Source organism: Kiloniella antarctica, from assembly GCF_042682825.1.
GTDB lineage: Bacteria > Pseudomonadota > Alphaproteobacteria > Kiloniellales > Kiloniellaceae > Kiloniella > Kiloniella antarctica.
Genome location: NZ_JBHUII010000004.1, coordinates 22,796 through 47,082 on the forward strand (window position 1 = coordinate 22,796; position 24,287 = coordinate 47,082).

Here is a 24,287-nt window from a genome sequence, read left to right on the forward strand (position 1 = left end):
GGACAAGACAAATAACGTTCCGAACAAACAGGAGAGAAGTATGATACCCGGTTCTTTTGATTATCATCGACCAGCGTCGATTGATGATGCTATCGGCCTGATGGCGTCACTTGGTGATGATGCGATGATTGTTGCTGGCGGACACAGCCTTATTCCCATGATGAAGCTTCGAATGGCATTGCCGGAGCATTTGGTCGATTTACAAGATGTGCAATCACTTAAGTCGATCTCCATACAAAACAGTCAAATCGTCTTGGGTGCGATGGTGACACAGGCGGAATTAATTAGCTCAGAAGAGCTTCACGAAATCTGCCCTTTATTAAGAGAGGCTGCGCTACAGATTGCCGACCCTCAGGTAAGGTACGTAGGCACAATTGGTGGTAATGTCGCAAACGGTGATCCTGCTAATGATATGCCCGCCATCATGCAGGCATTGAATGCTTCCTTTGTTATGGTTGGTCCAAACGGCGAGCGTTCTGTTGCTGCCCGAGACTTTTATCAAGGTGCTTATTATACTGCCCGTGAAGACGGTGAAATCTTAAGCTCAATCCATTTAGATGCACCAACCTCTGGCCACGGGTCGGCTTACGAAAAACAAAAAAGAAAAATTGGTGATTACGCTACGGCTGCTGCTGCAGTTGTCTTAACTATGTCTGGTAACACGTGTGCAACGGCCTCTATAGGCTTAACCAACCTATCAGAAACCCCACTATGGGCAGAAGAAGCGTCTTCAATCCTCGTGGGGACTACGCTTGATCCCGACACGATCAAAGCTGCTGCTACTGCTGCCAAGGCAATCACGAACCCAGCAGAAGATGGTCGAGGTCCTATTGAGTTCCGCAAACACGTAGCGGGCATCATGGTTGAACGCGCCATAGCCAAAGCCCATAGCCGCGCGCAATAGAACCTCATATGTTTTTTGATAAGGCATCCTTGGATAACGCCCCAAGGAGTGTTGGAGAAATAAATGTCAAACATCGATATTAAGATGACTATAAACGGTCAAGAAATCGAAGCTAAAGCAGATCCCCGAACTCTGCTAATCCATTTTCTAAGAGAAGACCAAAATATCACCGGACCTCATATAGGATGTGACACAAGCCATTGCGGAGCTTGTACCGTGGATATCGACGGAAAATCGGTCAAATCCTGTACAATGTTCGTCGGTCAAGCCAATGGTAGCGACATAACAACCATCGAAGGTATCGCACATCCCGATGGGACGTTGCATGCTATTCAAGAAGCTTTCCGTCAAAACCACGGCCTGCAATGTGGTTTCTGTACACCGGGCATGATCACCCGCGCCTATCGACTTTTAAAAGAAAACCCAACACCAACCGAAACCGAAATCCGGTATGGGATCTCTGGCAACCTCTGTCGATGTACCGGATACCAAAATATCGTGAAGTCAATTATGGCTGCAAGCCAGGAACTATCTTTACAGGAGGCTGCAGAATAAAATGAATGTGCAATCCCCGATATCCAGAGAAGAACGCATTGAAAAACTTCAAGGCCTTGGATCATCCCGTAAACGCGTAGAAGACGCCCGATTCACCCAAGGAACAGGTAATTATGTCGATGACATTAAATTACCCGGTATGCTCTTTGGTGATTTTGTCCGCAGTCCATATGGCCATGCTCGTATTATATCTATTGATAAAGAAGCTGCTCTTGCCGTGCCAGGTGTTGTGGCCATTCTCACTGCAGAAGATTTAAAGCCACTTAATCTGCACTACATGCCTACACTTGCCGGTGACGTTCAAGCCGTCCTCGCCGATGAAAAGGTTCTCTTCCAAAATCAAGAAGTCGCTTTTGTAGTGGCCCACGATCGTTATGCCGCAGCTGATGCGGTTGAACTCGTCGAAGTTGAGTACGAAGAGCTCCCGGTCATTAACGATGCCTTCAAAGCTCTGGATGACGATGCGCCGTTATTACGCGAAGACATCAAAGATAAAATGGAAGGGGCACACGGCCCTCGCAAACACCACAACCACATTTTTCTATGGGAAGAAGGTGACAAAGAAGGCACCGAACAGGTTTTGAATAATGCAGAAGTCCTGGTTGAAGAAAAAATCACTTACCAACGCGTTCACCCTTGCCCGCTAGAGACTTGTGGTTGTGTCGCTTCCATGGACAAAATCAATGGTAAGCTCACACTTTGGGGAACTTTTCAGGCGCCACACGCCGTTCGAACGGTTGCGTCGTTGATTACCAACATTGCAGAGCACAATATCCGAGTGATCTCGCCCGATATTGGGGGTGGCTTTGGTAACAAGGTTGGGGTTTATCCCGGGTACATCTGTTCAACTGTGGCATCTATCGTCACGGGTAAGCCAGTCAAATGGGTGGAAGACAGGATTGAGAACCTGACATCAACCGCTTTCGCACGTGATTACCACATGACGGGTAAGATTGCCGCAACAGCTGACGGTAAAATCACAGGCCTTTGGACTCACGTTCTTGCCGATCACGGGGCATTCGATGCCTGTGCTGATCCGACTAAATTTCCAGCAGGTTTTTTCCACATTGTAACCGGGTCTTATGATATCCCGATTGCTTACGTTGGTGTAGATGGAGTTTACACAAACAAAGCACCTGGTGGGGTTGCCTATCGGTGCTCTTTCCGCGTTACAGAAGCTGCCTATCTCATCGAACGCATGATTGATGTTTTGGCCAGAAAGCTGGATATGGACCCGGTAGAACTCCGGATAAAGAACTTCATCAAAAAAGAACAGTTCCCATATCAGTCTGCTCTGGGTTGGGAATATGATTCCGGTGATTATCATACAGCAATGGACCAAGCCACAAAGGCAGTGAATTATCCAGCACTCCGGGCCGAGCAAGCTGAAAACCGGACGGCCTTTGATCGCGGAGAAACCCGTAATCTGATGGGGATCGGTGTGGCTTTCTTTACTGAAATCGTTGGTGCTGGCCCTGTAAAAAATTGCGACATCCTTGGTCTAGGAATGTTTGATTCTTGTGAAATCCGTATTCACCCAACTGGTTCAGCAATCGCCCGTTTAGGAACAATTAGCCAAGGTCAAGGCCACGCCACAACCTTTGCTCAAATTGTAGCTTCTGAAATCGGTATTCCAGCAGAAGATATTACCCTTGAAGAAGGTGATACAGATACCGCACCTTATGGTTTGGGGACTTATGGGTCACGCTCAACCCCGGTTGCAGGCGCAGCAACGGCAATGGCTGGACGTAAAATTCGGGCAAAGGCACAGATGATTGCGGCCTACCTTTTAGAGGTTCACGAAGGGGATCTAGAGTGGGATGTCGATCGTTTTCAGATCAAGGGTAATCCTGAAGCGCATAAAACCATGAAAGAAATCGCCTTTGCGTCATACAATCAGGCCATTCCCGGGTTAGAGCCTGGGCTTGAAGCCGTATCCTATTACGATCCGCCGAATATGACTTACCCATTTGGAGCTTATTTCTGTGTCGTCGATGTAGATGTTGATACTGGAGTTACAGACATCAGAAAATTTTATGCACTTGATGACTGTGGAACCCGAATTAACCCAATGATTATTGAGGGACAGGTTCATGGTGGTTTGACAGAAGCCGTTGCCATCGCGATGGGACAGGATATCTCTTACGATGAAATTGGTAACGTCAAAGGTGCCAGTCTTATGGATTTCTACCTGCCAACAGCAGTAGAGACACCAACTTATGAGACAGACTTTACTGTAACACCAAGTCCCCATCACCCGATAGGTGCCAAAGGCGTTGGTGAGAGCCCGAACGTTGGTGGGGTTCCTGCCTTATCCAATGCTGTAAACGATGCCTTTGCACACAAAGGCTTGGTGCACACCCAAATGCCACACGATCATTGGCGGGTATGGCAAACGGCTCAACGTCTCGGGTTAACAGGTTAACTCACTGATATCAGGTACTGAAGACCGTTATATTTATGAGAACCTTCAGTACCTGATTACCCTCTTAAAAGAGTATGGTTATGCCCAAAACAATATCACTTAAAACCAAGCTGGCAGACGTCAATTATATTGCAGATGAAAACCTAGCCACCGCTTTACAGCTTGCGATAGACCTTAAGCGCCCCCTCTTACTTGAAGGCGAAGCCGGCGTTGGTAAAACCGAGATCGCAAAATCTCTTGCCACGGTATTGGAAACTCAGCTCATTCGCCTTCAGTGTTACGAAGGGTTAGATGCCGCGAGTGCGATATACGAGTGGAATTATCAAAAACAACTATTGTCGATCAAGGTTTCAGAATCACAAAAGCAGGATACAACAAAAGTAGAAGAGCATATTTTTTCTGAAAAATTTCTTCTGGAACGCCCTCTCCTTCAAGCTATACGTCAAAAAAAATCGCCCGTCCTTCTGATCGATGAAATCGATCGTGCTGATAGCGAATTTGAAGCCTACCTCTTAGAGCTTCTTTCAGATTTTCAGGTGACGATCCCAGAACTTGGCACCATAGAAGCAACATCAATACCGCAGGTGATTTTGACATCCAACGGAACACGCGAACTTTCGGATGCTCTACGTAGGCGTTGTCTTTATTCCTACGCGGATTTTCCAAACCAAGAGCAAGAGTTAGAGATCATTCTTGCCCGCCTTCCCAACATAGAACCTTTACTTGCAGATCAAATTTCTCGATTTGTACAAGCACTCCGAAAGGAAGAGCTGGAGAAAATTCCTGGTATGGCAGAGACGCTTGATTGGGCTGCTGCATTGACTGGTTTAAATATCCGGAGCTTTGACGGTGATTTGGAAAGAATTCAACAATCTTTAATCTGCTTGTTAAAAACTGAGACAGATCTGAAATCGATTACACCTATTGTCACAAGTCGCCTTGCCGGGAAAGCGGCATAAATCGTGACTGATACTTCTCTCATTACTCAAAAAAATCCATTGATACTACCTATGCAAGGGTTTGTTGAGCACTTGAGAATGAATGGATTTAACCTTGGTCCCAAAGAAACAGAGTACGCTTTATCCGTTATCTCAAAAACGATCGGCAATGAACAAGAAGACCAGCGACGGCTAAAAGCTTTACTGGCAAGTTCCTACGACGATTGGAAGCAATTTGACGTATTATTCGAGGCTTACTGGCATAAACGCGGAAAAACACGCAACAGTCCATTACCAAGTAACAGTTCTATCAAATCAAATCCTCCTCTTCCTAAGGCATGGCGCGACCACCTTGGAGAAAAATCTGACAACACGACAAGCCAAGCTCCGCAAGTGGAAACTCTGGAACAGCAAAATATCGAAGGACAAGCATCTGGACGCTTAATCGCTTCAGAGAAAACAGGCCGAGCTAAAATAGACTTTCGTCAATTTGTTAACCCAATGGAAATAGCTGAGGCAGAAGCCCTCGCCTATAAACTGGCACTTGCGATTAGATACCGCTTATCTCGCCGTCGACGTATTGAGAAAAATGGTCGTTGGCTCGATTTTAGGCGCACCATCCACGCAAACATTAAACATGGCGGAGATATGATTGAACTCCGTAAACGTTCTATTCCTGATCGCCCGGTACGGATTGTTGTCTTCCTTGATGTATCCGGATCAATGAAGCATTACAGCCGATTTTTCCTACAATTCGTAAAAGGTCTGGTTTGCCAATGGGTTGATAGCGATGCCTTTCTCTTTCATACCAAACTGATACGTGTCACCGACGCTGTGCGCGATAATAACTCCATGCGGGCCATGACAAAGCTCTCACTGATGGCCGAAGGATTTGGAGGCGGTACCAAGCTTGGGGAGTGCCTTGGGATCTTCAATGAGACTTACGCGAAGAAAGCGCTCAACGGACGTACCGTCGTCATGATCCTAAGTGATGGTTATGAAGTTGGTCCAGCAGAAGCTCTCGCCAAAGAATTGCAACAAATCAAGAAAAGAGCAAAGCGCCTCATATGGTTAAACCCTCTTTTGGGATGGCGAAATTACGAACCTATAACAGCGGCAATGACAGCTGCTCTTCCTTACATAGATCATTTTTCAGCTGCAAATACCCTTAACGCAATGGCTGAAATCGAACCCGAACTTGCCAAATTATAAAGGCGATAGAGATGACCACATCAAATTCAACTTTGGATCTCATTGAAAAGCTTCGGGCAGAAGGGACTTCCTTTTGCATAGCAACAATTTTGCGTACAGCAGATTCAACATCAGCCCGACCGGGAGCAAAGGCCGTTATCATTCCTGATGGCGATCTCTTTGGTTTTGTCGGAGGAGGTTGTGTGACAGGTGCGGTTCGACGTGGTGCCCTTGAATGTTTACAAGACGGGCAACCCAAAATGATCCGGATAAAACCAAAAGAAGATGTCGTATCAACAGTTGATATAGATGGCATACAGCTGCACAGATCCAGTTGTCCTAGCGGAGGCACTATTGAAGTATTTTTAGAACCCATGCGAGCACCAAAAACTCTACTGATTTGTGGCGCCTCCCCGATTGCGCAAGCAATTTTACCCCTTGCAAAGGGCTTAGGGTATCGGGTGATTGTTGCCACAGCCAAAGAAGACCAAATCAAAATGCCAGATGCATCTTTATATTTGGATGACTTTAACCTCGCGCCCCTAAAGTTATCGACGATTGATGCTGTCATTGTTGCAACACAAGGAAAACGGGATTCAGAAGCTCTTAGAGCAATCGTGACAACCAATGCTGGATACAAAGGTATGGTCTGTAGTCGAAAAAAAATCACCGCCTTAACACAGCGACTTTGTTCTGAAGATCAAAACTATCATACATTATTACAAGACCTTCATGCTCCTGCGGGGCTCCATATAGGCGCAATTGAACCCGAAGAAATTGCTTTGTCTGTAATTTCAGAAATAGTTTCTTATCAAAGGCTTGGGTTAGTATCTTGCAATCAAAACTTAAATACCAAAAACATGACGGCATAAGATGACAATGCCAAGTCCAATTCCTAACATAGAAATCATCCTACTTGCCGCCGGGTTATCAAAGCGTATGGGTGAGCGTAACAAGCTCCTTATGCCATTTCGAGGGCAACCCCTTGTACGTTTTGTCGCAAGCCAGTTGATTAAGTCAAACATAGGTCCAGTAACCGTGATAACGGGTCACGATGCTAATTTGGTTAAACAGACACTCGATGGCCTTAACCTCAATTTTATATTCAATCAGCATTACTCTTCTGGCCAAATGTCATCGGTACAATGCGGCGTTCAGAAAATAAAACCCAGCACACAAGGTATCATGATTGCCTTAGCAGATATGCCTGATCTGACATCAGGAGATTATCAAAGGATCTTGGAAGGCTTTACACACAATAATTGTGAAAAAATTGTTGTTCCCTATTTCTCAGGAAAACGTGGAAATCCAATCTTAATCCCAAAAAGGCTTACAGATGAAATTATAAATGGTTCTCTTCAGGCCGGATGTCGGCGCCTGATAGAAAACAGGCCTCAGGATGTACACCGACTGGACGTCACCTGCGCATCTCATACGACGGACATAGACACCCCCAACGACTACAGTTACTGGCTCAAGCAGTTTATCGTATTGCCGGCCTGTTGCTGATTATTCCAAACGACAGGAGTTTTTTCTTTGGAACTAAAAGACGAACAAAAAATCAATGCGTCCCGCGAAACAGTTTATGCGGCACTCAATGACCCAGAAATTTTACAACAATGTATTCCAGGTTGTGAAACATTAGAAAAAACATCACAAACCGATATGGCCGCTACAATTTCCCTGAAGATTGGGCCTGTGAAAGTTAAGCTAAAGGGTACTGTTGAGCTCTCTAATCTTAACCCTCCTGAAAGCTATACCATCACAGGAGAAGGTAAAGGAGGCCCCGCTGGCTTTGCAAAGGGTGGGGCCGATATCAAACTTATAGAAGAGATTGATGGTACCCTGCTTCAATACACCGTGACCGTTAATATTGGTGGGAAGATTGCTCAACTTGGCACTCGCTTGATTGATTCAACAGCGCGAAAACTGTCCGCCGAATTTTTTGAGAAATTTGGAGAACTCGTTACCAACTCTGAAGATGAAAGCCTGGGAGATCAAAATAAAAATGCCAACACAGGCGCTCAAACTCAAAAACAAAATACTTCTGAAAAGTCGAAATTATGGCTCTATGTCGGCGCTGTTGTGATTATATTAGCCGGGTACGGTTTCTACATTATGTAATCAAGAAAATCAGAGTTCTTGGGGGTAAATTAGAGACATTAACCTTACAATTAACTTCCAAGAACGCGATTTTTATAAAATCAAATAACGTTAATGTAAGAATTAAGATGATCAGCTAATTGTAAAAATATGGTGGAAAGCTCTCTCTGCTTATTCAGTCTATATACCTGTTGCCCACAATAATGCTCACAAACACTTATTTATCGATGAACGTTGTAGTTTCGTTCTTTTCTCCCTATCTAAGCAACTAGCTTTGGGGAGTAGATTGATGTTAGACACCGAAACCGTTGATAAACTGGGATCTCTTGAATCTTTATCCAATTCCTGGCGCACAGGGACAATTGAAGTAAACGAAACAAGACAGGGCGATTGCGTCTTCTCTACCCATGAGCTGACATTGAATTTCATGCTTGCCCCAGTCACCAAACGGCATACATCAGGCAACCTTGTTGATTATAATACAGGGACGGGCTGGATGCTTCCCGCAGGAACAAGCATCAACTGTAGCTACGAGACCCAATCACGCAGTTTAAGGCTTCGCTTACCCCTTTCAACTCTACGCGATGTACTCCCGGAAGGTCAGGCCGTCCCTCATCTCCCGATCACCTGTTTGGAAGACCCCAGTATATTACAGATGGCCCTCAATTTATATCAAGCAAGTCAGGAGGATGATGTTTATTCCGCGCTTTATCGTGATACTATGACACTTGCCTTGGCCGCGCATTTATATCGCGCGCATGGCCAACTGGAAGAAACGGCTACTCAAACAAATGATCCCCGTATAAAACGAGCGATTGAATACATAGAGGATAATCTTGATCAGCCAATAACACTGGATGATCTTGCTGGAATTTCTCATATGAGCCGCTACCACTTTGCTAAAACATTTAAGGACTTAACCTCTTTACCTCCCCATCGTTACTTAGCAGATCGCCGCATTGAACGAGCAAAGTCACTCCTTATGACTTCTGGCCTATCGACAGCAGAAATCGCCTATCAAGTTGGTTACAACAGTCAGAGTAATTTTACTCAGGCATTCCGTCGTATTACCGGCATAACGCCCGCAAAATATCGAGAAGTTCGGGTATAAAAACCCTTGGCCCCAAGATTTTGATAAACTATCCCAAGAACTGATCTATTATAACACCCCTGCATTCCCTAGTTTAATAAGTGCAGCTTCCCATAAGAGAGAAGCCATGAAATTAGAAATTGTCAGGAATACGAATATGATCACTTTCAATCTAAACGACGAAAAAAGGTCGGTTGATGCTGATCCGGATACGCCTCTGCTTTGGGTCATCCGTGATGAGATCGGCCTTACTGGCACAAAATTTGGATGTGGCGCAGGTTTATGCGGTGCCTGTACCGTTCATATCGATGGCGAACCTGTACGTTCTTGTCAAACCACGCTCGGTGATGCTACCGATCAAAATATCACCACGATTGAAGGGCTAGAAGGTAAAGCAGCCAAAGCCATACAGGCAGCTTGGCAAGAAATAGAGGTTCCACAGTGTGGATACTGCCAATCTGGCCAGATTATGTCTGCGACCTCGCTCCTCGCCCAAAACCCAAAACCGAGTGATGAAGATATAGATGAGGCCATGAGCGGAAACGTTTGTCGTTGTGCAACTTATGTACGTATACGCAAGGCTATCCATCATGCTTCTGATTTGATGGAGGCATAAGTTATGAGTACAAAAACAGAAATGAATTCCGCGCGTCGTTCTTTCCTCAAAGGAACTGCAGGCGTTACCACAGGTCTTCTAGTTGGCTTTCACATGACTGGCAAAGGCCTTGCCGCAGCAAACTCTGATAAAACGTTTACGCCCAATGCTTTTGTTCGTATTGGAACTGATAACCTTGTAACTGTGATCGCTAAACACATCGAATTCGGCCAAGGCAGTCATACTGGACTTGCAACGATATTAGCGGAAGAGCTCGACGCCGATTGGGATAATATCCGGATCGAAGCTGCCCCTGCGGATGCCAGCCGATACAATAACCTTCATTGGGGTCCCTTTCAGGGAACTGGCGGCTCAACAGCTATCGCAAACTCGTGGATGCAATTACGTGAAGCTGGTGCTAAAGCTCGAGCGTTACTCGTGCAGGCTGCGGCAACGACTTGGCAAGTACCAATCTCTGAAGTCACGGTCAATAGCGGGATTATCACACATAAAAACACCAAAAAGTCAGCCTCATTTGGTGATTTTGCAGAGCAGGCTGCCCTCCAACCTGTTCCTGAAAAAATCACACTAAAATCTATTGATCAGTTCAAGTTGATCGGCAACAAAGTTGTCAGAAAAGATATCGCAGGTAAAACCGACGGTACTGCGATCTACACTCAGGATATAAAACGCCCCGGCATGGTAACCGCTGTGGTTAAACGACCTCCACGGTTTGGCGGTGTAATTAAATCCTATGACACGACAGAAGCAGAAAAGGTCAAAGGTTATGTTGGTGCTTTGGCAACCCCGCGCGGTGTCGCCATTATGGCGAAAAATACTTGGGCTGCGATCAAAGCACGCGAAGCGCTCTCTGTTGAATGGGATGATAGCAACGCAGAGATGCGTGGCACCGATCAGATCATGGCTGAATATAAAGAACTCGCTCAAAAACAAGGACTTTCCTCCCGTAATGACGGCGATTCTTCTAAAGCAATTGAAGGCGCAACACAAACAATAGAGGCAAGTTACGATTTTCCTTATTTGGCACATGCACCAATGGAACCTCTTGATTGCCTGATTGAGTTAACAGAAAAAGGTGCTGAAGTTTGGGCTGGATCTCAAATCCAAACGGGTGATCAACATACCGTAGCCGCCATTTTAGAATTAAAACCAGAACAGGTAACAATTAATACGCTATTGGCTGGTGGTAGCTTTGGACGGCGTGGCACCCCTGATTCCGATATGGTTTCAGAGGCTGCTATGATCGTAAAAGCCATAAAAGGCAAGGTGCCTGTCCGATTGATCTGGACGCGTGAGGATGATATTCAGGGCGGCCGTTATCGCCCAGCCTATCATCATACGCTAAAAGCTGGCTTGGATGACAAAGGGAATATTGTCGGATGGCAACACAAGATCGTAGGACAATCCATTGTCACAGGTACGGCGTTTGAAGGATTTTTGATAAAAGACGGCATTGACGCAACTTCGGTCGAAGGTGCCTCTAACCTTCCATACAAAGTGCCTAATATTTCGGTTGAACTTACAACAACAGATGTGAAAGTTCCGGTTCTTTGGTGGCGATCAGTTGGATCAACACATACAGCCTATTCAACAGAAACCTTTATTGATCAACTTGCAAAAAAAGGAAACCGTGACCCGGTAGAGTTCCGCCGCTCTATGCTCGTAGATCATCCTCGTCATCTCGCCGCACTCAATCTGGCTGCGGAGAAATCGAATTGGGGTGGCCCAGTTAAAAAAGGTCGTTACCGGGGTGTTGCTGTCCACGAAAGTTTTAATTCCGTCGTGGCTCAAGTTGTCGAAATCAGCCTTGATGACGGCACTTTAAAGGTTGAAAAGGTCTGGTGTGCAGTCGAATGTGGCATTGTCGTCAATCCAAGCATTGTCGAAGCCCAAATGGAGGGCGGTATCGGCTTTGGTCTCGGGGCAATATTACGTAATGAAGTAACACTCGACGAAGGTATCGTGGAGCAATCTAATTTCCACGATTACGAACCCCTTCGGATTGATGAAATGCCTGACATTTCAGTCCACATCGTACCAAGTGAAGCCGCACCAACAGGTGTTGGGGAACCTGGCGTGCCCCCCATCGGCCCGGCCGTTGCCAATGCTATTTTAGCCGCAACAGGTAAAACCATTACCAAGCTTCCCTTTTCAAAAGGAATGCCTGAATTGGTTTAAACCGATCCCTGTATACTCTACCTGAATAAAAATGCTGGTCTCTTACAATAAGGGCCAGCATTTTTCTTATAAAAAGATCCTGTATGCCGCCCTTAGCCAACTTTCCTTTTGTACTCTCTTTGTGTTTTGACACATCGTTATTTCTCCAAAGAGAGAGTGCAATTTATTGGATCGCGTAGGTTTGTATTTTAGTATTCTTATTTTAAAGCTTCCAAGAAGTGTCATTATTCTGCAAAACACTGCCTGTAGTCGTTAGGTATTCAATAACAGTTTCCTCCTCAATGAAAGGAGGAGCGCTCAGGAGTGCACTATGACCAACCATAACAATCGAGAAATTGCATCAGACCTATCCTTCGACGATTTTGATGAAATCATAAATCCTGGTCCTGAAGTAACAGACTTTGAAAAAATTATTGAAAAAGCTATGTCCCGCCGTGGCTTCCTCGGTGGCGGTCTCGCCATTGGTGCATCGGCCCTGGTTCTTGGAACAACAGCTTTAACACCGATGAAAGCTCAGGCATCTAATGTTTTTGATTTTGAACCGGTTAAAACCAATAGCCTGGATACGATCACCGTTCCTAAAGGTTACTCATGGCAAGTTGTTACCCAGTGGGGTGATCCACTATGGTCCAAGTCGATTGAATTTGATCATAAAACCCGGGGCACAGGTGAGAGCCAAGAGCTATCAATTGGCGATAACAACGATGGTATGTCTCTGTTTACAGTCAAAGGCCGTAATATTCTTGTTTCCAATAATGAATACACCAATCGTGACATTATCTATGATAATCGCGAGAGCAAACTCCCTGAAACGGCTGATGATATCCGCAAAGGTAAAGCGGCTCACGGTGTAACTGTTGTTGAAATTGAACAAAATGACAAAGCATGGTCGATTGTTAAAGATTCACAGTTCAACCGTCGTATAACAGCCGACACCCCCATGGAAATTACCGGCCCGGCTCGCGGTCACGCCCTGTTAAAAACAGAAGCCGATCCGACAGGCACACAATCTCTTGGTACCTGGAATAACTGTGGTAACGGACGCACCCCTTGGGGCACGTATCTCGCATGTGAAGAAAACTTCAACGGTTATTTCTCGAGCAGTGATGAAAATTATATCCCAAGCGATGCGCTTAAACGTTACGGCATCAAAAATGAAGACTGGGGCTATGGCTGGGCCACAGAAGATCAACGTTTTGACATCAGCAAAAACCCGAATGAGCCCAATCGCGCGGGTTATATCGTTGAAATCGATCCCATGGATCCCCAATCAACCCCGAAAAAACGTACAGCGCTTGGTCGTTTCAAACACGAAAATGCCGAAGTTGTCGTCAATAAAGATGGCCATGTTGTGGTTTATATGGGTGATGACGAACGTGGCGAATTTATTTACCGATTTGTCTCGGACGAAAAATACGTTGAAGGTGGCGCAACCACAGATCTTTTGAACAACGGTAAACTTTACGTCGCCAAGTTTAATGATGATCAAACAGGCCAGTGGTTAGAGCTATCCCCAGAAACAACGGGGATGAAATCTCAAGCAGAGATCTGTATTTACTCCCGACAGGCTGCTTCGGCTGTGGGCGCAACAACGATGGATCGTCCAGAGTGGGTTGCTTCTCATCCCCAAAAGGCTGAAATATACTGTGCCCTAACCAACAACAAAAATCGTGGTAAAAAGCCGAATGCCGGGGGCGATGAAACGCCTTTGACAGGTCCCAACCCGCGTGCGGCCAACCTGTATGGACAGATTGTACGGTGGAGACCTAAAAATCAAAACCATACGTCTGATAAATTCTCATGGGATCTTTTTGCTATGGCTGGCAATCCAACTGTTCATCAAGATGCCTATGCTGGATCGAAAAACATTGATCAGCACAATATGTTCAACTCACCGGATGGAATTTCCTTTGATAACAATGGAAAGCTCTGGATCCAAACAGACGGTAATTATTCCAACAAAGATGAATTTGCCGGTATGGGTAACAATCAAATGCTGATTGGCGATACTGAAACAGGTGAAATTCAACGATTTTTGGTCGGGCCTAAAGAGTGTGAAGTAACAGGTATAACCTGGAGCGAAGACCGTAGAACGGTTTTTGTTGGTATCCAACATCCAGGTGAAAAAGGTGATAGCACTTTCCCCGGTGGTGAAGGAACGGCTCCGCGGTCTGCAATTGTAGCCGTAACCCGCGATGATGGCTCTGTAATCGGATAGCAGGATTAATCACATAAACCTAAGATCAAAGTGGCGGGATATATTCTCGCCACTTTTTATTTTAAGCTTATCGTTCTTTAATGACATTAATTGTTCAATACACTTTGGAAAATCATCACAAAACACGAACCTTTTCCAGAAGATACATTTCGGTATGTTACGCCTCCACTGTGCTGTTCCATTATTTCACGCACGATTGACAAACCTAAACCACAGCCCTCATCGTCTCTGGTTTCCGAACGATAAAACCTTTCAAATACCTTTGATCTTTCACTTAATGCAACACCGGGTCCATTGTCTTCAACTTCAAGTAATACCTGATTGTTTTCATTTTTTAAACGTACTGTAACTGTTGTATCCTTTGGACAATAGTTCAGGGCGTTATCAATCAAATTTTTAAGAGCCTCTTCAATAAGCTCTCTATTACCATTAACCTTAAAACAACCCGTTGTGCTCTCAAAACCAAGGTCTATATTCTTACTTACAGCCAAGGGAACAAATTCTCTTGTAACCTGCTCGCATGCTCCCTTGAGGTCAATTTCCACAGTTTGAAAATCTTCATTGTCTTGCGCAGTGCCTGCTTGATTGGCCCTTGCAAGACTAAGTAATTGATTAATAAGCCGCGATGTCTGCTTTGTACTTCGACTAAGGTGCTCCAATCTTTTCCGTGTTTTTTCCGGGTTGGTTTCATCTATCGCCAACTCAGCCTGCGTTTGAATAGCAGCCAAGGGAGTGCGCAATTGATGAGCCGCATTAGATGTGAAGCGTTGCATGGCTTCAAACGATGCCTCTAATCGGTGCATAAGATCATTGATTGCCTCTATCAGATGGCGTACTTCACGCGGCACTTCGTGCTCAATCGGGCGTAAATCAGAAGGGGTTCTTCGATTAAGAGCAGCTTCCAGTCGGACAAGGGGCTTTAAGCCCCACCCAATACCAATCCACATAACGATACCTGCCACCAGAATTAAAACCAGTTGGCGCATAATAGATGCGGTAACCATTTCCCGGATAAGTCTATTTCGTCCCTCAACAGTTTCAGCCACCATTACCGTAAAACGCGCGGACAAACGGGCCCCAGATAAGTGCCTGGATATCACCCCTGTTCGAATGGCATCGCCACGATAATCAGCATCAAAAAAAAGCGGGGATCCATTTTGCGGTATCTCATCTAAACTTACTGTTGGGAGATCATTATAGCCGGTGATAAACTGGTTTCCCGGCCCCGTTACTTGATAAAAAACCCGATCTTGAGCCGCAGAAGTAAGCATTTCCAATGCAACATATGGAACATCGACTTCGAGGGCATCACCAACGACGACAACACGCTCAGCAATCGCCAATGCAGATCCAAGTAGAACCCTGTCATAAGCCTCATTTGCGGCTTTGGTCGCACTGGATCTTACTTCGAACAACATCAGGGCAGATATAATCGCCAAAGAGCCCATGAGCCAGAGCAACAAACGACGGCGGAGGGATTTTCGTTGCCAGCTCATTATTTCTCCATCAGATAGCCAAGCCCACGAACCGTCTTGATATTGATCTTCGCTGGTGACAATCTTTTCCTGAGCCGGCTGATATATAGCTCTACTGCATTTGGACTTATGTCTTCATCCAAATTTGCGAGACCATCAGATATTTGTTCCTTACTGATGACATGACCAGCCTTACTGATAAGAAGTTCTAACAGACAAAACTCTCGCCTTGGAATATCCAACGCCTTTCCATTCAAAGAGATCCGTCTTGCAACACTGTTAAAAACCAGCTCCCCTACTTTTATTTCAGGGGATTTCATACCACTTTGACGGCGCAGTAAGGCACGAACACGCGCCTCTAGTTCAACCAAATCAAATGGTTTCGTTAAATAATCGTCTGCTCCAAGATCCAACCCCTTAACCCTATCGCTGAGTTGGTCACGGGCAGTAAGGATCAAAACCTGTGCTTTTCCAGTATTTTGACGATATCGTTTAAGAACCTCAAGGCCATCATATCCCGGGAGATTTAGATCCATAACCACCAGATCAAATTCTTGGGTGCGTAAAATACTATCCGCATCAATCCCGTCACCAACCACGTCCACAGCCATTTTCATACGCGTTAACGCACTTGAAATGCCATCAGCCAAAGCGGCGTTATCTTCCACTACTAATATTCTCATAGCCGAAAGACTAACGTTGTTCTGTGCTTTTTGAAAAGGCTGGGTTACAAGAATAGGTGAAAAAAACACATATGACAGGTTGGCGACAGTTTTCACACCTACTCTACGAACAACCAAAATTTATCAAAAGCCAGTAAATGGCCGGTCGAATAAAAATAAAATCCGTACAGGGGCACTAATTCCATTTTTACTTTAAACCATCTTTTGTCCAAATTAACTCAGGTCCTGAATCTCAGTTTTCTTGCTCTGTCTCTGAGCATTCTCTGTTCAAGTAATCTTTACGCCAAAGCATTCGATTTTCCGGCACCTGTTCCCACGCCAGGCAGCGATCAATCTGAAGAGATAAATATCAACATTTACAGCGTAACGGATGTTGATATCTTTCAAGGCATTATTGAAGATTTTCAAGATATCTTTCCTGAAATTGCCATCACCTATCATGAGTTACAATCACTCGAGTTATATGAACGCATCCAAAAAGAGAGTTTAGAACAAGGCGTAACCGCAGACATTGCCATAAGTTCAGCAATGGATCTTCATATGAAACTTGCCAACGACGGATTTGCCCAAACCGTTGAGATATCAAGTGCTCAAGATATGCCCAGCTGGTCTTTATGGCGTAATGAAGTCTTCGGATTCACATCCGAGCCAGCGGTTACAATTTACAACAAAAGCTATTTCAAAGATCACCCCTTACCGAAAAACCGCCGAGAGTTGGCAGATTTTCTTGCGGAGCGACATTCAGATTTATTTGGTCGTATAGCCACCTATGACATAGAACGAAGTGGCGTTGGATTTTTATTCATGGCTGTTGATTCCGAACGCTACAAAGGGATATGGGATCTCGTAAGAACCTTTGGTGCCAACGGCGTGAAACTCTATTCCAGCTCAAACGCGATAATAAATAACGTAAGCAGCGGCAAATTTGTAATCGGCTATAACGTGCTTGGTTCTTATGCTCAAGCAAGCCTACAGACCTCAGCTGATCTCGGTATTCTCTACCCTGAGGATTACACTACGGTCCTCTCTCGCCTTGCCCTTATTCCTAAGGCTGCAAAATCAACTGAGTCTGGTAAACTGTTTTTGGAATATCTGCTTTCCGAGCGCGGACAGAACGTCTTAACCCATAGTGCAAAGATGAACGCCGTTCATCCTGCCGTAGAACCTCAAGGCCCAAAAGAAATTCTTGCTGCTCAAGCTCGAAGCAGCATGCAACCGATCAAAGTCGGACCAAGATTGCTTGTATATCTCGATCAGGTTAAGCGCCGAAAAACCATCAACAAATGGAACAAGGCCCTTCGGGGTGAATAAGCCGAGCCCTGAACAAAAACTCAATACAACTTAACCTTTTACGATAAAACATCAGTTGATGGAAAAACATTGCACTATTTCTATGCTTGTTATCTGGAAAAATTCGAACGGTATCAAAATTGGCTACGAGATAATAAATTCAGAGCCCGCATTACAATGTTCAGTATTTGTGTTTTTAATTTAATACTGATCTGGATTTACTCTTCAATTAATACTAACTTATATACGATCACTTACGGTATATCTTCTCTCATCATGCTGATATTACTTCCATTTTTAATCGCAACAATGAAAGCGTTAAAGTAAATTTCATCAGATAAATATTTATTATTCTTAACGACAGGGTCCTGACAGCTTTATCGCTTAGTCTGCTTGTATTGAATTACAGACCGCATCAAAAAATAATAATAGCGGCTGGGGAGACAGTACATATTTTAACAGCCCAGATATCTTCCTGGTCTGTTAACGCATCTATTCTGAGTATCCTCTCCACGCTGTTAAATAATGGCGGTCTTGTTGTTCATCGATTTAACAATCAGACTCGGAGGCCAATTCATGTTTGGCAAAACAACAAAATTATCTCGTCGTTTCGTACTATCAATGGCCGCTGCTGCTGTCAGCGTGGGGATGGCAATGCCTCTCTCATCAGTTTCGGCTGCTGACATTGATAAAATACACTTCCTTATCCCCGGCGGTGCTGGTGGTGGCTGGGATGGCACAGCGCGCGGTACAGGTGAAGCCCTGACCAAAGCAGGCCTTGTTGGTTCAGCTTCTTTTGAAAACATGTCCGGTGGTGGTGGCGGTAAAGCCATTGCGCACTTGATTGAAACAGCTGACCGTCAGGGCGATACCCTGATGGTGAATTCCACGCCCATCGTTATTCGTTCTCTGACCAAAGTATTCCCTCAGTCTTTCCGTGATCTGGTACCCGTTGCTGGTGTTATCGGTGATTATGCAGCTTTTGTGGTTCCTGCTGATTCAAAATACAAAACATTCTCTGAGGTCGTTGCAGATTTCAAAGCCGATCCAAAATCAGTAAAGATTGCTGGCGGTTCTGCCCGCGGAAGTATGGACCATTTGGTTGCTGCCCAAGCCTTTAAAGCTGCTGGCGGTAATCCAAACGATGTAAAATACATTCCCTACGATGCTGGTGGTAAAGCCATGGCTGGTTTACTTTCTGGTGAAACATCCATTCTTTCAACAGGCCTTTCTGAAGCAATTGAATCAGAACGTAGTGGTCAGGTTCGCATTCTCGCAATGACAGGCGCCAACCGCACCAGTGATGCGCCAAACATCCCAACACTCACAGAACAGGGCATTGACGCTACTTTTGTGAATTGGCGCGGATATTTCGCGGCCCCCGGCACATCAAAAGAAAAAGTTGCTCAGTATAACGCTACGTTAGAAAAAATGTACGAAACAGCTGATTGGGAAACTGTTCGTGCACGTAACGGTTGGGTCGAAGTTTACCAGCCTTCTGATATTTTCTACACCTTCCTTGAAGAACAAGAAGGTATCATTGGCGATCTCATGAGAGAACTCGGCTTCCTGTAAGCCTTACCCGCCAATAAAAATAAGACGAAGGAACGAGATCGATGACCCTCAGTAAGGAAAAGGCAGGAGCATTATGCTTTCTTGTCGTTGCCATAACTTATGGATATATGACAGGAGATATACCGTCATTACCGAGTGATAAATTTGCGCCAATGACGGCAAGTACCCTCCCAACTGCCTTAGCCTGGATTACGGGCGTCCTCTCGTTCCTTCTTCTCGTTCTCCCCCAAACCGGGGAAACGGATGATTTTCTCTCGGTCTTTAAAGGACTGAACTGGGGTCGGACCATTATTCTCTTGGCCCTTATGGTTGCCTACGGCGCGAGCTTTGATTGGCTCGGCTTTAATCTGGCGACCATTCTCTTTTTGACCGCCTGTGTTTATGTGCTGGGAGAACGGCGTTGGAAAGTTATCTTACTTACATCTATCCCGGTAACCCTCGTATTCTGGTTTATTCTCACACAACTTCTCGAAATTACGCTCAGAGAAGGTGAACTTTATTTCATCGTCGTCAAACCAGCGATCAACTTTTTGGGGCTCAACTAATGTTGGACGGTATTCTTCAGGGCCTCTCAACGGCTGTCTCACCTATCAATCTTGTCATGGTTTTTGTAGGTTGTTTTGCAGGAACCTTTATCGGCATGCTGCCCGGGCTTGGCCCGATATCGGCCATTGCCCTTATGATCCCCATTACCTATGGGTTTGATCCTGCGACCGGGATGATCTTGATGGCTGGTGTTTATTACGGCGCTATTTTTGGCGGATCAACCTCATCCATTCTGATCAACGCCCCCGGCGTTGCGGGCACTGTTGCCACTGCATTTGACGGTTATCCTCTTGCCAAACAAGGTCACGCTGGTAAAGCGCTTGCCATTGCAGCCTACAGCTCATTTAGTGGCGGGACCATCGCAGCAATTTTCTTGCTTATCGCAGCCCCTGCCCTTGCTTCTGTCGCGTTGAGTTTTCAATCAGCAGATTATTTTGCCCTTATGATACTCGGCCTTACCGCCGTTTCCGCCTTTGCGGGTAAGGGAAAGTTTCTAATCGCGATACTCATGACCATGCTCGGTCTTATGCTTTCGACAATTGGTCAGGATCAGTCCGGCATACAGCGCTTTACCTTTGGCGCAATCGATCTCATCGACGGCTTGAGCTTCCTTCTCCTTGCCATGGCAACCTTCGCCCTGTCCGAGGCTTTGATGGTCGTTCTCAAGCCAGAAGCAAAGTCAAAAGAAGCCGAAGAAGCCACCAAGGGCAATCTTGGCTCTATGAAAATATCGAGAGAAGAAGTTAAAGATCTGGCACCTGTTGTGGCCCGTAGTTCCGTTCTTGGCTTTTTCATCGGGGTACTTCCCGGCGCAGGTGCAACTATTGCTTCTTTCCTCGCTTATGGAATGGAACGTAACTTTGCCAGCGCGAAAGAAAAACTCAAGTTTGGTAAAGGCAGCCTTCGAGGTCTGGCCGCGCCAGAAACTGCAAACAACGCCGCAAGTTCGGGATCTTTTGTACCACTTCTGACCTTGGGCATACCGGGGTCAGGCACAACGGCTGTCATGCTTGGTGCTTTGATTTCTTACGGTGTCCAACCGGGACCTAGATTGTTTGTGGAAAATCCAGCCGTGTTCTGGTCGGTGATTATTTCCATGTATATCGGCAATATTATTTTGCTGGTTTTGAACTTGCCCTTAATCCCTTACATCGCGCGTTTGCTCTCACTGCCAAAACAGATTTTGACACCTCTGATTTTGTTCTTCTCTCTCATCGGTGTTTATCTGGTTTCAGCAAATACCATGGATATTCAGATCATGGTTCTGGTCGCCATCATCGCAATCTTCCTTCGTTTAATCGATTTCCCGCTCGCCCCCATGCTTCTCGGCTTTATCCTTGGTGGTTTGATGGAAGACAACCTGCGTCGTTCGCTTGATATTTATGACGGTGAAATCTCCTTTATGTGGGAACGTCCGCTTACCGCATCTATTCTTGCGATAACTGCTGTAATCCTCTTGGCACCGATGATCAAAGGTGTTCTGGACATACGCAGGAACAAGGCCCTTAAAGTAAACGATGGTGAAGGATAGAAAGTGTCTTTCACCGGAATGGCACCACAATTTGCATTAACCCTGCTGTGTGGTTTTTTGGGAGGCCTCGTGTTTTGGACACTTGGTCTCCCTCTTCCTTGGATGCTCGGGTGCTTGAGCGGCAGTGTTATCGCGTCCCTTTCCGGTGCCCCCGTTGGGGCATCGAAACCAATCCGCCTTGTTATCATGGTCATACTTGGCGTCATGCTTGGTGGAACCTTTTCTCCAGAAGTCGTTGCCAGAGCTGGTGAGTGGATCCCAACCCTGATTGCGGCCGTCGTATATTTGGCATTGATCACTTTTGTCGCGCAGTTTTATTGCCGTAAGTTCCTTAAGATGGACAGGATCACGGCCATTTTTTCTGGATTTCCTGGCGGGTTATCGGAAATGTCCCTCCTGGGGGAAGAAGCCGGCGCAGACGTCAGGGCTTTGACCTTGACCCACGCCTGTCGTGTGGCTTCCATCCTGCTCGCCATTCCGCTCTTTCTCACCTATTGGTCAGGATTGGAGCCTGTCGAACGCCCAGAAATAATTCTGTTCTGGTCTCACTGGGACATCCTGATTTTAGTGGCCATTGCCGGGGGCGGATTGCTTTTGGGAAAGGTTGCAAAATTTCCAGCCTATCATCTGACGGGACCTCTGTTAATCAGTGCGATCGTTCACACCGCCGGGCTTGTTGAAGGCAAACCGCCAGAGTTGGTGACGATCTTGTTACAGCTGACTTTGGGATCTGCATTAGGCGCACGGTTTGCCGGGTATTCCCTGAAACAGGTCGGTAAGATCATGGTGCTTGCAGTTATCATGGCACTCTTGATGCTCAGCGTTACCTTGATTGTATCGGCGCTTCTGTCACTCGTCACAGATGCCAGCTTTGAAGCTCTCATTCTGGCTCTCTCCCCAGGAGGATTTGCCGAGATGACCCTGGCAGCCCTATCCATGGGGATCGATCCAGCTTTTGTCACGACCCATCACGCTTTACGCCTGCTGGTTATCGTGTTTGTCGTGCCTATTTTCCTGACCCGGATGATCAAGCGGAACAAAACTTAGTAACATTGACGTCAACAGCTTTCACACGCTGTTGACGTCAATGCCTTTACCAAACTTGCGTTCGATCTTGGCTTGGAAATATTCCATACTCATTGACAGCATCCAATAGATCAAAGCTGCCGTAATCATCATTTCCATGTTTTTAAACTCAGCACGACCGTGTAGACGCGCCATGTACATCAATTCCCAAGCCCCAAGTGTCGCTACCAAAGCACTATCCTTGAGCATCGCGATAAACTGGTTACCCGTCGGCGGGATAATAAGCCTGATCGCCTGTGGCAAGATGACCAAGCGCATGATCTGGCCATCCTTTAGGCCAAGAGCCCTCGCCGCTTCGCCCTGTCCGGCGGGGATTGCTTGAATGCCTGCTCGAAATATCTCTGCCATGTAAGCGCCATAACAAAGAGACAGCGCGATAATCGCTGCTGGTATTGGGTTAAGAATAATCCCAATTTGCGGCAAACCGATATAAATCAACAATATCTGTAGAATTAAAGGTGTGCCCCGAAAAAACGAGATATAAAACGTGGCAATACCCAGTGCGATACCATTATTTGATAACCGTGCCAATGCTGCCACCAAAGCAAGTATTGTTGATGCTGCTATTGAAATAACACACATAAACAAAGTAAGGGCGGTTCCCATAAGAAAACCATTTTTCAAGCCAAACCCAAGCAGATGAGGAAGTCTTTCCCAGATGTACTTATACGAGAGGTCGAAGCTATAGAAAAAATACAAGAACAGAATAAGAAGCTCTGCCCAAGTAACGTAGAGCTGTATACGTTTCGGAAGTCGAGATATTAAGACGAAATTAAGAACAATCCCCGCAGCTATTAAACTACGTGTTAACTCTATCTGGGCCGTTACTCCGAAGATAAAATTTGTGCTCTCATCATAAAAACTGGAAAAATCTATACTCAAAAGAGAGAGGTAGATCAGGATGAAGAAAAGCGACCGTCGTGCTGACGGCCGCTCCCAAATTTCCATAAACATCTGGTTCACAGTTCAGATATCCAGTTGTTACTGCGTAAGATCGCCGCCGTACCACTTTTCCGAGATCTTCGAAAGAGTGCCATCAGCGCGCAAGGCAGTTACAGCGTCTTTAATCTTGGCATTGAGTTCTGCATCGCCCTTTGCCGTCGCAATTGCCAAAGGTTCCATAAACAGCGCCTCTGGACCAACAACTTTGATCGGATAGCCATTTTTTTGAGCTTCGAGTATGGTTGGCAAAGCCGTAAAGGCAGCATCGAGACGGACACCATCCCCTAGACGGAGATCATCAAGAGCAAGCACATCTGAATCATACGTGCGAATATCCGCATCATTAATAACAAATGAGAATTCAGGCACGCCGTCTGCATCAATGACCAGCTTTTTGTTTAGATAGCTTTCATAGGTTGTGGAAACACCAACGCCGACTTTCTTACCAGAAGCATCACTTGTTTGATGAATTGAAGTATTTTTTTCATGCACAACAAGAGCAGCAGGTGTGAAGTAATAAACAACAGGAAAATCCAAGACTTTTGCACGTTCCTTGGTCGGTGTCATGGACCCCACAGACATATCCCATCTGCCAGCCCAATGCCCTGAAGTAATGACATCCCAACCCGGGGTCACAAATTCAGCTTCGACACCCATTTGTTTAGCAATGGCGCGACCAACATCAACATCAAAGCCAATCAGTTCATTGTCTGCATTAATGGAAGATTGCGGTGGATACTCAGCATCAGTAGAGACAACAAGCTTGCCTTTGCTCATAACACGATCAAGTGCTTCGCCTGCAAACGCGGATGTCGCGCCCATCACCATGGCACCTGCGAGCAATGTATATTTAAGTAGTTTCATAACTTCCTCCCTGTAGGAATAAGGACGGAACGGGTTATCCCGCTTCTTGGGTCCTAAAGCTCATCTGCTTTTTTGCT

General features: G+C 45.7%; 21 protein-coding genes. 17 read left to right on the forward strand and 4 right to left on the reverse strand.

Annotated features, from left to right (window positions below; translation table 11 throughout):
- The first annotated feature begins 40 nt into the window (after positions 1–40).
- The 12 genes from ACFSKO_RS07070 to ACFSKO_RS07125 all read left to right on the forward strand — a co-directional run bounded on the left by ACFSKO_RS07070 (position 41) and on the right by ACFSKO_RS07125 (position 14,218).
- Positions 41–904, forward strand: coding sequence for an FAD binding domain-containing protein (locus ACFSKO_RS07070; protein WP_380249905.1), 864 nt, complete (start codon positions 41–43; stop codon positions 902–904).
- Positions 905–967: 63 nt separating this feature from the next.
- The gene (locus tag ACFSKO_RS07075; protein WP_380249907.1) at positions 968–1,459 is read left to right on the forward strand and encodes a (2Fe-2S)-binding protein; all 492 of its coding nucleotides are present in this window, start codon (positions 968–970) and stop codon (positions 1,457–1,459) included.
- Position 1,460: 1 nt separating this feature from the next.
- Positions 1,461–3,884: an aerobic carbon-monoxide dehydrogenase large subunit gene (locus ACFSKO_RS07080; protein ID WP_380249909.1), complete on the forward strand. Its 2,424-nt coding sequence runs from the start codon at positions 1,461–1,463 to the stop codon at positions 3,882–3,884.
- Between the two features lie 80 nt (positions 3,885–3,964).
- Entirely contained in the window at positions 3,965–4,843 is an 879-nt protein-coding gene (locus ACFSKO_RS07085; protein ID WP_380249911.1) for an AAA family ATPase, read from the forward strand.
- A 3-nt stretch (positions 4,844–4,846) separates the two neighbouring features.
- Positions 4,847–6,034 carry a vWA domain-containing protein gene (locus ACFSKO_RS07090; RefSeq protein ID WP_380249913.1) on the forward strand — a complete coding sequence of 396 codons (1,188 nt, stop codon included), beginning with the start codon at positions 4,847–4,849 and terminating at the stop codon, positions 6,032–6,034.
- A gap of 11 nt (positions 6,035–6,045) precedes the next feature.
- Positions 6,046–6,885, forward strand: coding sequence for an XdhC family protein (locus ACFSKO_RS07095; protein ID WP_380249915.1), 840 nt, complete (start codon positions 6,046–6,048; stop codon positions 6,883–6,885).
- Between the two features lies 1 nt (position 6,886).
- Positions 6,887–7,522 carry a nucleotidyltransferase family protein gene (locus tag ACFSKO_RS07100; RefSeq protein ID WP_380249917.1) on the forward strand — a complete coding sequence of 212 codons (636 nt, stop codon included), beginning with the start codon at positions 6,887–6,889 and terminating at the stop codon, positions 7,520–7,522.
- A gap of 27 nt (positions 7,523–7,549) precedes the next feature.
- Positions 7,550–8,137: an SRPBCC family protein gene (locus ACFSKO_RS07105; protein WP_380249919.1), complete on the forward strand. Its 588-nt coding sequence runs from the start codon at positions 7,550–7,552 to the stop codon at positions 8,135–8,137.
- Positions 8,138–8,405: 268 nt separating this feature from the next.
- Positions 8,406–9,227 carry a helix-turn-helix domain-containing protein gene (locus ACFSKO_RS07110; RefSeq protein WP_380249921.1) on the forward strand — a complete coding sequence of 274 codons (822 nt, stop codon included), beginning with the start codon at positions 8,406–8,408 and terminating at the stop codon, positions 9,225–9,227.
- A gap of 106 nt (positions 9,228–9,333) precedes the next feature.
- Positions 9,334–9,822: a (2Fe-2S)-binding protein gene (locus ACFSKO_RS07115; RefSeq protein WP_465262312.1), complete on the forward strand. Its 489-nt coding sequence runs from the start codon at positions 9,334–9,336 to the stop codon at positions 9,820–9,822.
- Between the two features lie 3 nt (positions 9,823–9,825).
- On the forward strand, positions 9,826–12,000 hold the full coding sequence (locus ACFSKO_RS07120; RefSeq protein WP_380249923.1) for a xanthine dehydrogenase family protein molybdopterin-binding subunit: 2,175 nt from the start codon (positions 9,826–9,828) through the stop codon (positions 11,998–12,000).
- A gap of 310 nt (positions 12,001–12,310) precedes the next feature.
- Positions 12,311–14,218 (forward strand): PhoX family protein, encoded by a 1,908-nt coding sequence (locus ACFSKO_RS07125; RefSeq protein WP_380249925.1) that lies wholly within the window; start codon positions 12,311–12,313, stop codon positions 14,216–14,218.
- An 86-nt stretch (positions 14,219–14,304) separates the two neighbouring features.
- Here the strand turns inward: ACFSKO_RS07125 and ACFSKO_RS07130 are convergent, their stop codons facing one another.
- Both ACFSKO_RS07130 and ACFSKO_RS07135 read right to left on the reverse strand, forming a co-directional pair.
- Positions 14,305–15,714: a sensor histidine kinase gene (locus ACFSKO_RS07130; RefSeq protein WP_380249927.1), complete on the reverse strand. Its 1,410-nt coding sequence runs from the start codon at positions 15,712–15,714 to the stop codon at positions 14,305–14,307.
- Positions 15,714–16,361: a response regulator gene (locus ACFSKO_RS07135; protein ID WP_380249929.1), complete on the reverse strand. Its 648-nt coding sequence runs from the start codon at positions 16,359–16,361 to the stop codon at positions 15,714–15,716. The genes ACFSKO_RS07130 and ACFSKO_RS07135 overlap by 1 nt, the downstream gene beginning before the upstream one ends.
- 219 nt (positions 16,362–16,580) lie before the next feature.
- Here ACFSKO_RS07135 and ACFSKO_RS07140 point away from each other — a divergent pair, with 219 nt between their 5' ends.
- From ACFSKO_RS07140 to ACFSKO_RS07160, 5 genes are all read left to right on the forward strand, one after another.
- On the forward strand, positions 16,581–17,687 hold the full coding sequence (locus ACFSKO_RS07140) for an ABC transporter substrate-binding protein (RefSeq protein ID WP_380249931.1): 1,107 nt from the start codon (positions 16,581–16,583) through the stop codon (positions 17,685–17,687).
- Positions 17,688–18,242: 555 nt separating this feature from the next.
- Positions 18,243–19,241: a tripartite tricarboxylate transporter substrate binding protein gene (locus ACFSKO_RS07145; RefSeq protein ID WP_380249933.1), complete on the forward strand. Its 999-nt coding sequence runs from the start codon at positions 18,243–18,245 to the stop codon at positions 19,239–19,241.
- Positions 19,242–19,282: 41 nt separating this feature from the next.
- The gene (locus ACFSKO_RS07150) at positions 19,283–19,786 is read left to right on the forward strand and encodes a tripartite tricarboxylate transporter TctB family protein (RefSeq protein WP_380249935.1); all 504 of its coding nucleotides are present in this window, start codon (positions 19,283–19,285) and stop codon (positions 19,784–19,786) included.
- Positions 19,786–21,318 carry a tripartite tricarboxylate transporter permease gene (locus ACFSKO_RS07155; RefSeq protein WP_380249937.1) on the forward strand — a complete coding sequence of 511 codons (1,533 nt, stop codon included), beginning with the start codon at positions 19,786–19,788 and terminating at the stop codon, positions 21,316–21,318. The genes ACFSKO_RS07150 and ACFSKO_RS07155 overlap by 1 nt, the downstream gene beginning before the upstream one ends.
- 3 nt (positions 21,319–21,321) lie before the next feature.
- Positions 21,322–22,365 carry an AbrB family transcriptional regulator gene (locus ACFSKO_RS07160; protein ID WP_380249939.1) on the forward strand — a complete coding sequence of 348 codons (1,044 nt, stop codon included), beginning with the start codon at positions 21,322–21,324 and terminating at the stop codon, positions 22,363–22,365.
- A gap of 21 nt (positions 22,366–22,386) precedes the next feature.
- Here ACFSKO_RS07160 and ACFSKO_RS07165 read toward each other — a convergent pair whose 3' ends face one another.
- Entirely contained in the window at positions 22,387–23,358 is a 972-nt protein-coding gene (locus tag ACFSKO_RS07165) for an amino acid ABC transporter permease (protein WP_380252237.1), read from the reverse strand.
- A gap of 27 nt (positions 23,359–23,385) precedes the next feature.
- Positions 23,386–24,210 (reverse strand): transporter substrate-binding domain-containing protein, encoded by an 825-nt coding sequence (locus ACFSKO_RS07170; RefSeq protein ID WP_380249941.1) that lies wholly within the window; start codon positions 24,208–24,210, stop codon positions 23,386–23,388.
- Positions 24,211–24,287: the final 77 nt, after the last annotated feature.

Excerpts from the sequence above, each read along its gene's own strand:
- ACFSKO_RS07120 (WP_380249923.1), top strand. The coding sequence starts at position 9,826 with ATGAGTACAAAAACAGAAATGAATTCCGCGCGTCGTTCTTTCCTCAAA.
- ACFSKO_RS07165 (WP_380252237.1), bottom strand. The coding sequence starts at position 23,358 with ATGTTTATGGAAATTTGGGAGCGGCCGTCAGCACGACGGTCGCTTTTC.
- ACFSKO_RS07075 (WP_380249907.1), top strand. The coding sequence starts at position 968 with ATGTCAAACATCGATATTAAGATGACTATAAACGGTCAAGAAATCGAA.
- ACFSKO_RS07170 (WP_380249941.1), bottom strand. The coding sequence starts at position 24,210 with ATGAAACTACTTAAATATACATTGCTCGCAGGTGCCATGGTGATGGGC.
- ACFSKO_RS07145 (WP_380249933.1), top strand. The coding sequence starts at position 18,243 with ATGTTTGGCAAAACAACAAAATTATCTCGTCGTTTCGTACTATCAATG.
- ACFSKO_RS07085 (WP_380249911.1), top strand. The coding sequence starts at position 3,965 with ATGCCCAAAACAATATCACTTAAAACCAAGCTGGCAGACGTCAATTAT.
- ACFSKO_RS07095 (WP_380249915.1), top strand. The coding sequence starts at position 6,046 with ATGACCACATCAAATTCAACTTTGGATCTCATTGAAAAGCTTCGGGCA.
- ACFSKO_RS07080 (WP_380249909.1), top strand. The coding sequence starts at position 1,461 with ATGAATGTGCAATCCCCGATATCCAGAGAAGAACGCATTGAAAAACTT.
- ACFSKO_RS07155 (WP_380249937.1), top strand. The coding sequence starts at position 19,786 with ATGTTGGACGGTATTCTTCAGGGCCTCTCAACGGCTGTCTCACCTATC.
- ACFSKO_RS07125 (WP_380249925.1), top strand. The coding sequence starts at position 12,311 with ATGACCAACCATAACAATCGAGAAATTGCATCAGACCTATCCTTCGAC.
- ACFSKO_RS07115 (WP_465262312.1), top strand. The coding sequence starts at position 9,334 with ATGAAATTAGAAATTGTCAGGAATACGAATATGATCACTTTCAATCTA.
- ACFSKO_RS07070 (WP_380249905.1), top strand. The coding sequence starts at position 41 with ATGATACCCGGTTCTTTTGATTATCATCGACCAGCGTCGATTGATGAT.
- ACFSKO_RS07110 (WP_380249921.1), top strand. The coding sequence starts at position 8,406 with ATGTTAGACACCGAAACCGTTGATAAACTGGGATCTCTTGAATCTTTA.
- ACFSKO_RS07130 (WP_380249927.1), bottom strand. The coding sequence starts at position 15,714 with ATGAGCTGGCAACGAAAATCCCTCCGCCGTCGTTTGTTGCTCTGGCTC.
- ACFSKO_RS07150 (WP_380249935.1), top strand. The coding sequence starts at position 19,283 with ATGACCCTCAGTAAGGAAAAGGCAGGAGCATTATGCTTTCTTGTCGTT.
- ACFSKO_RS07100 (WP_380249917.1), top strand. The coding sequence starts at position 6,887 with ATGACAATGCCAAGTCCAATTCCTAACATAGAAATCATCCTACTTGCC.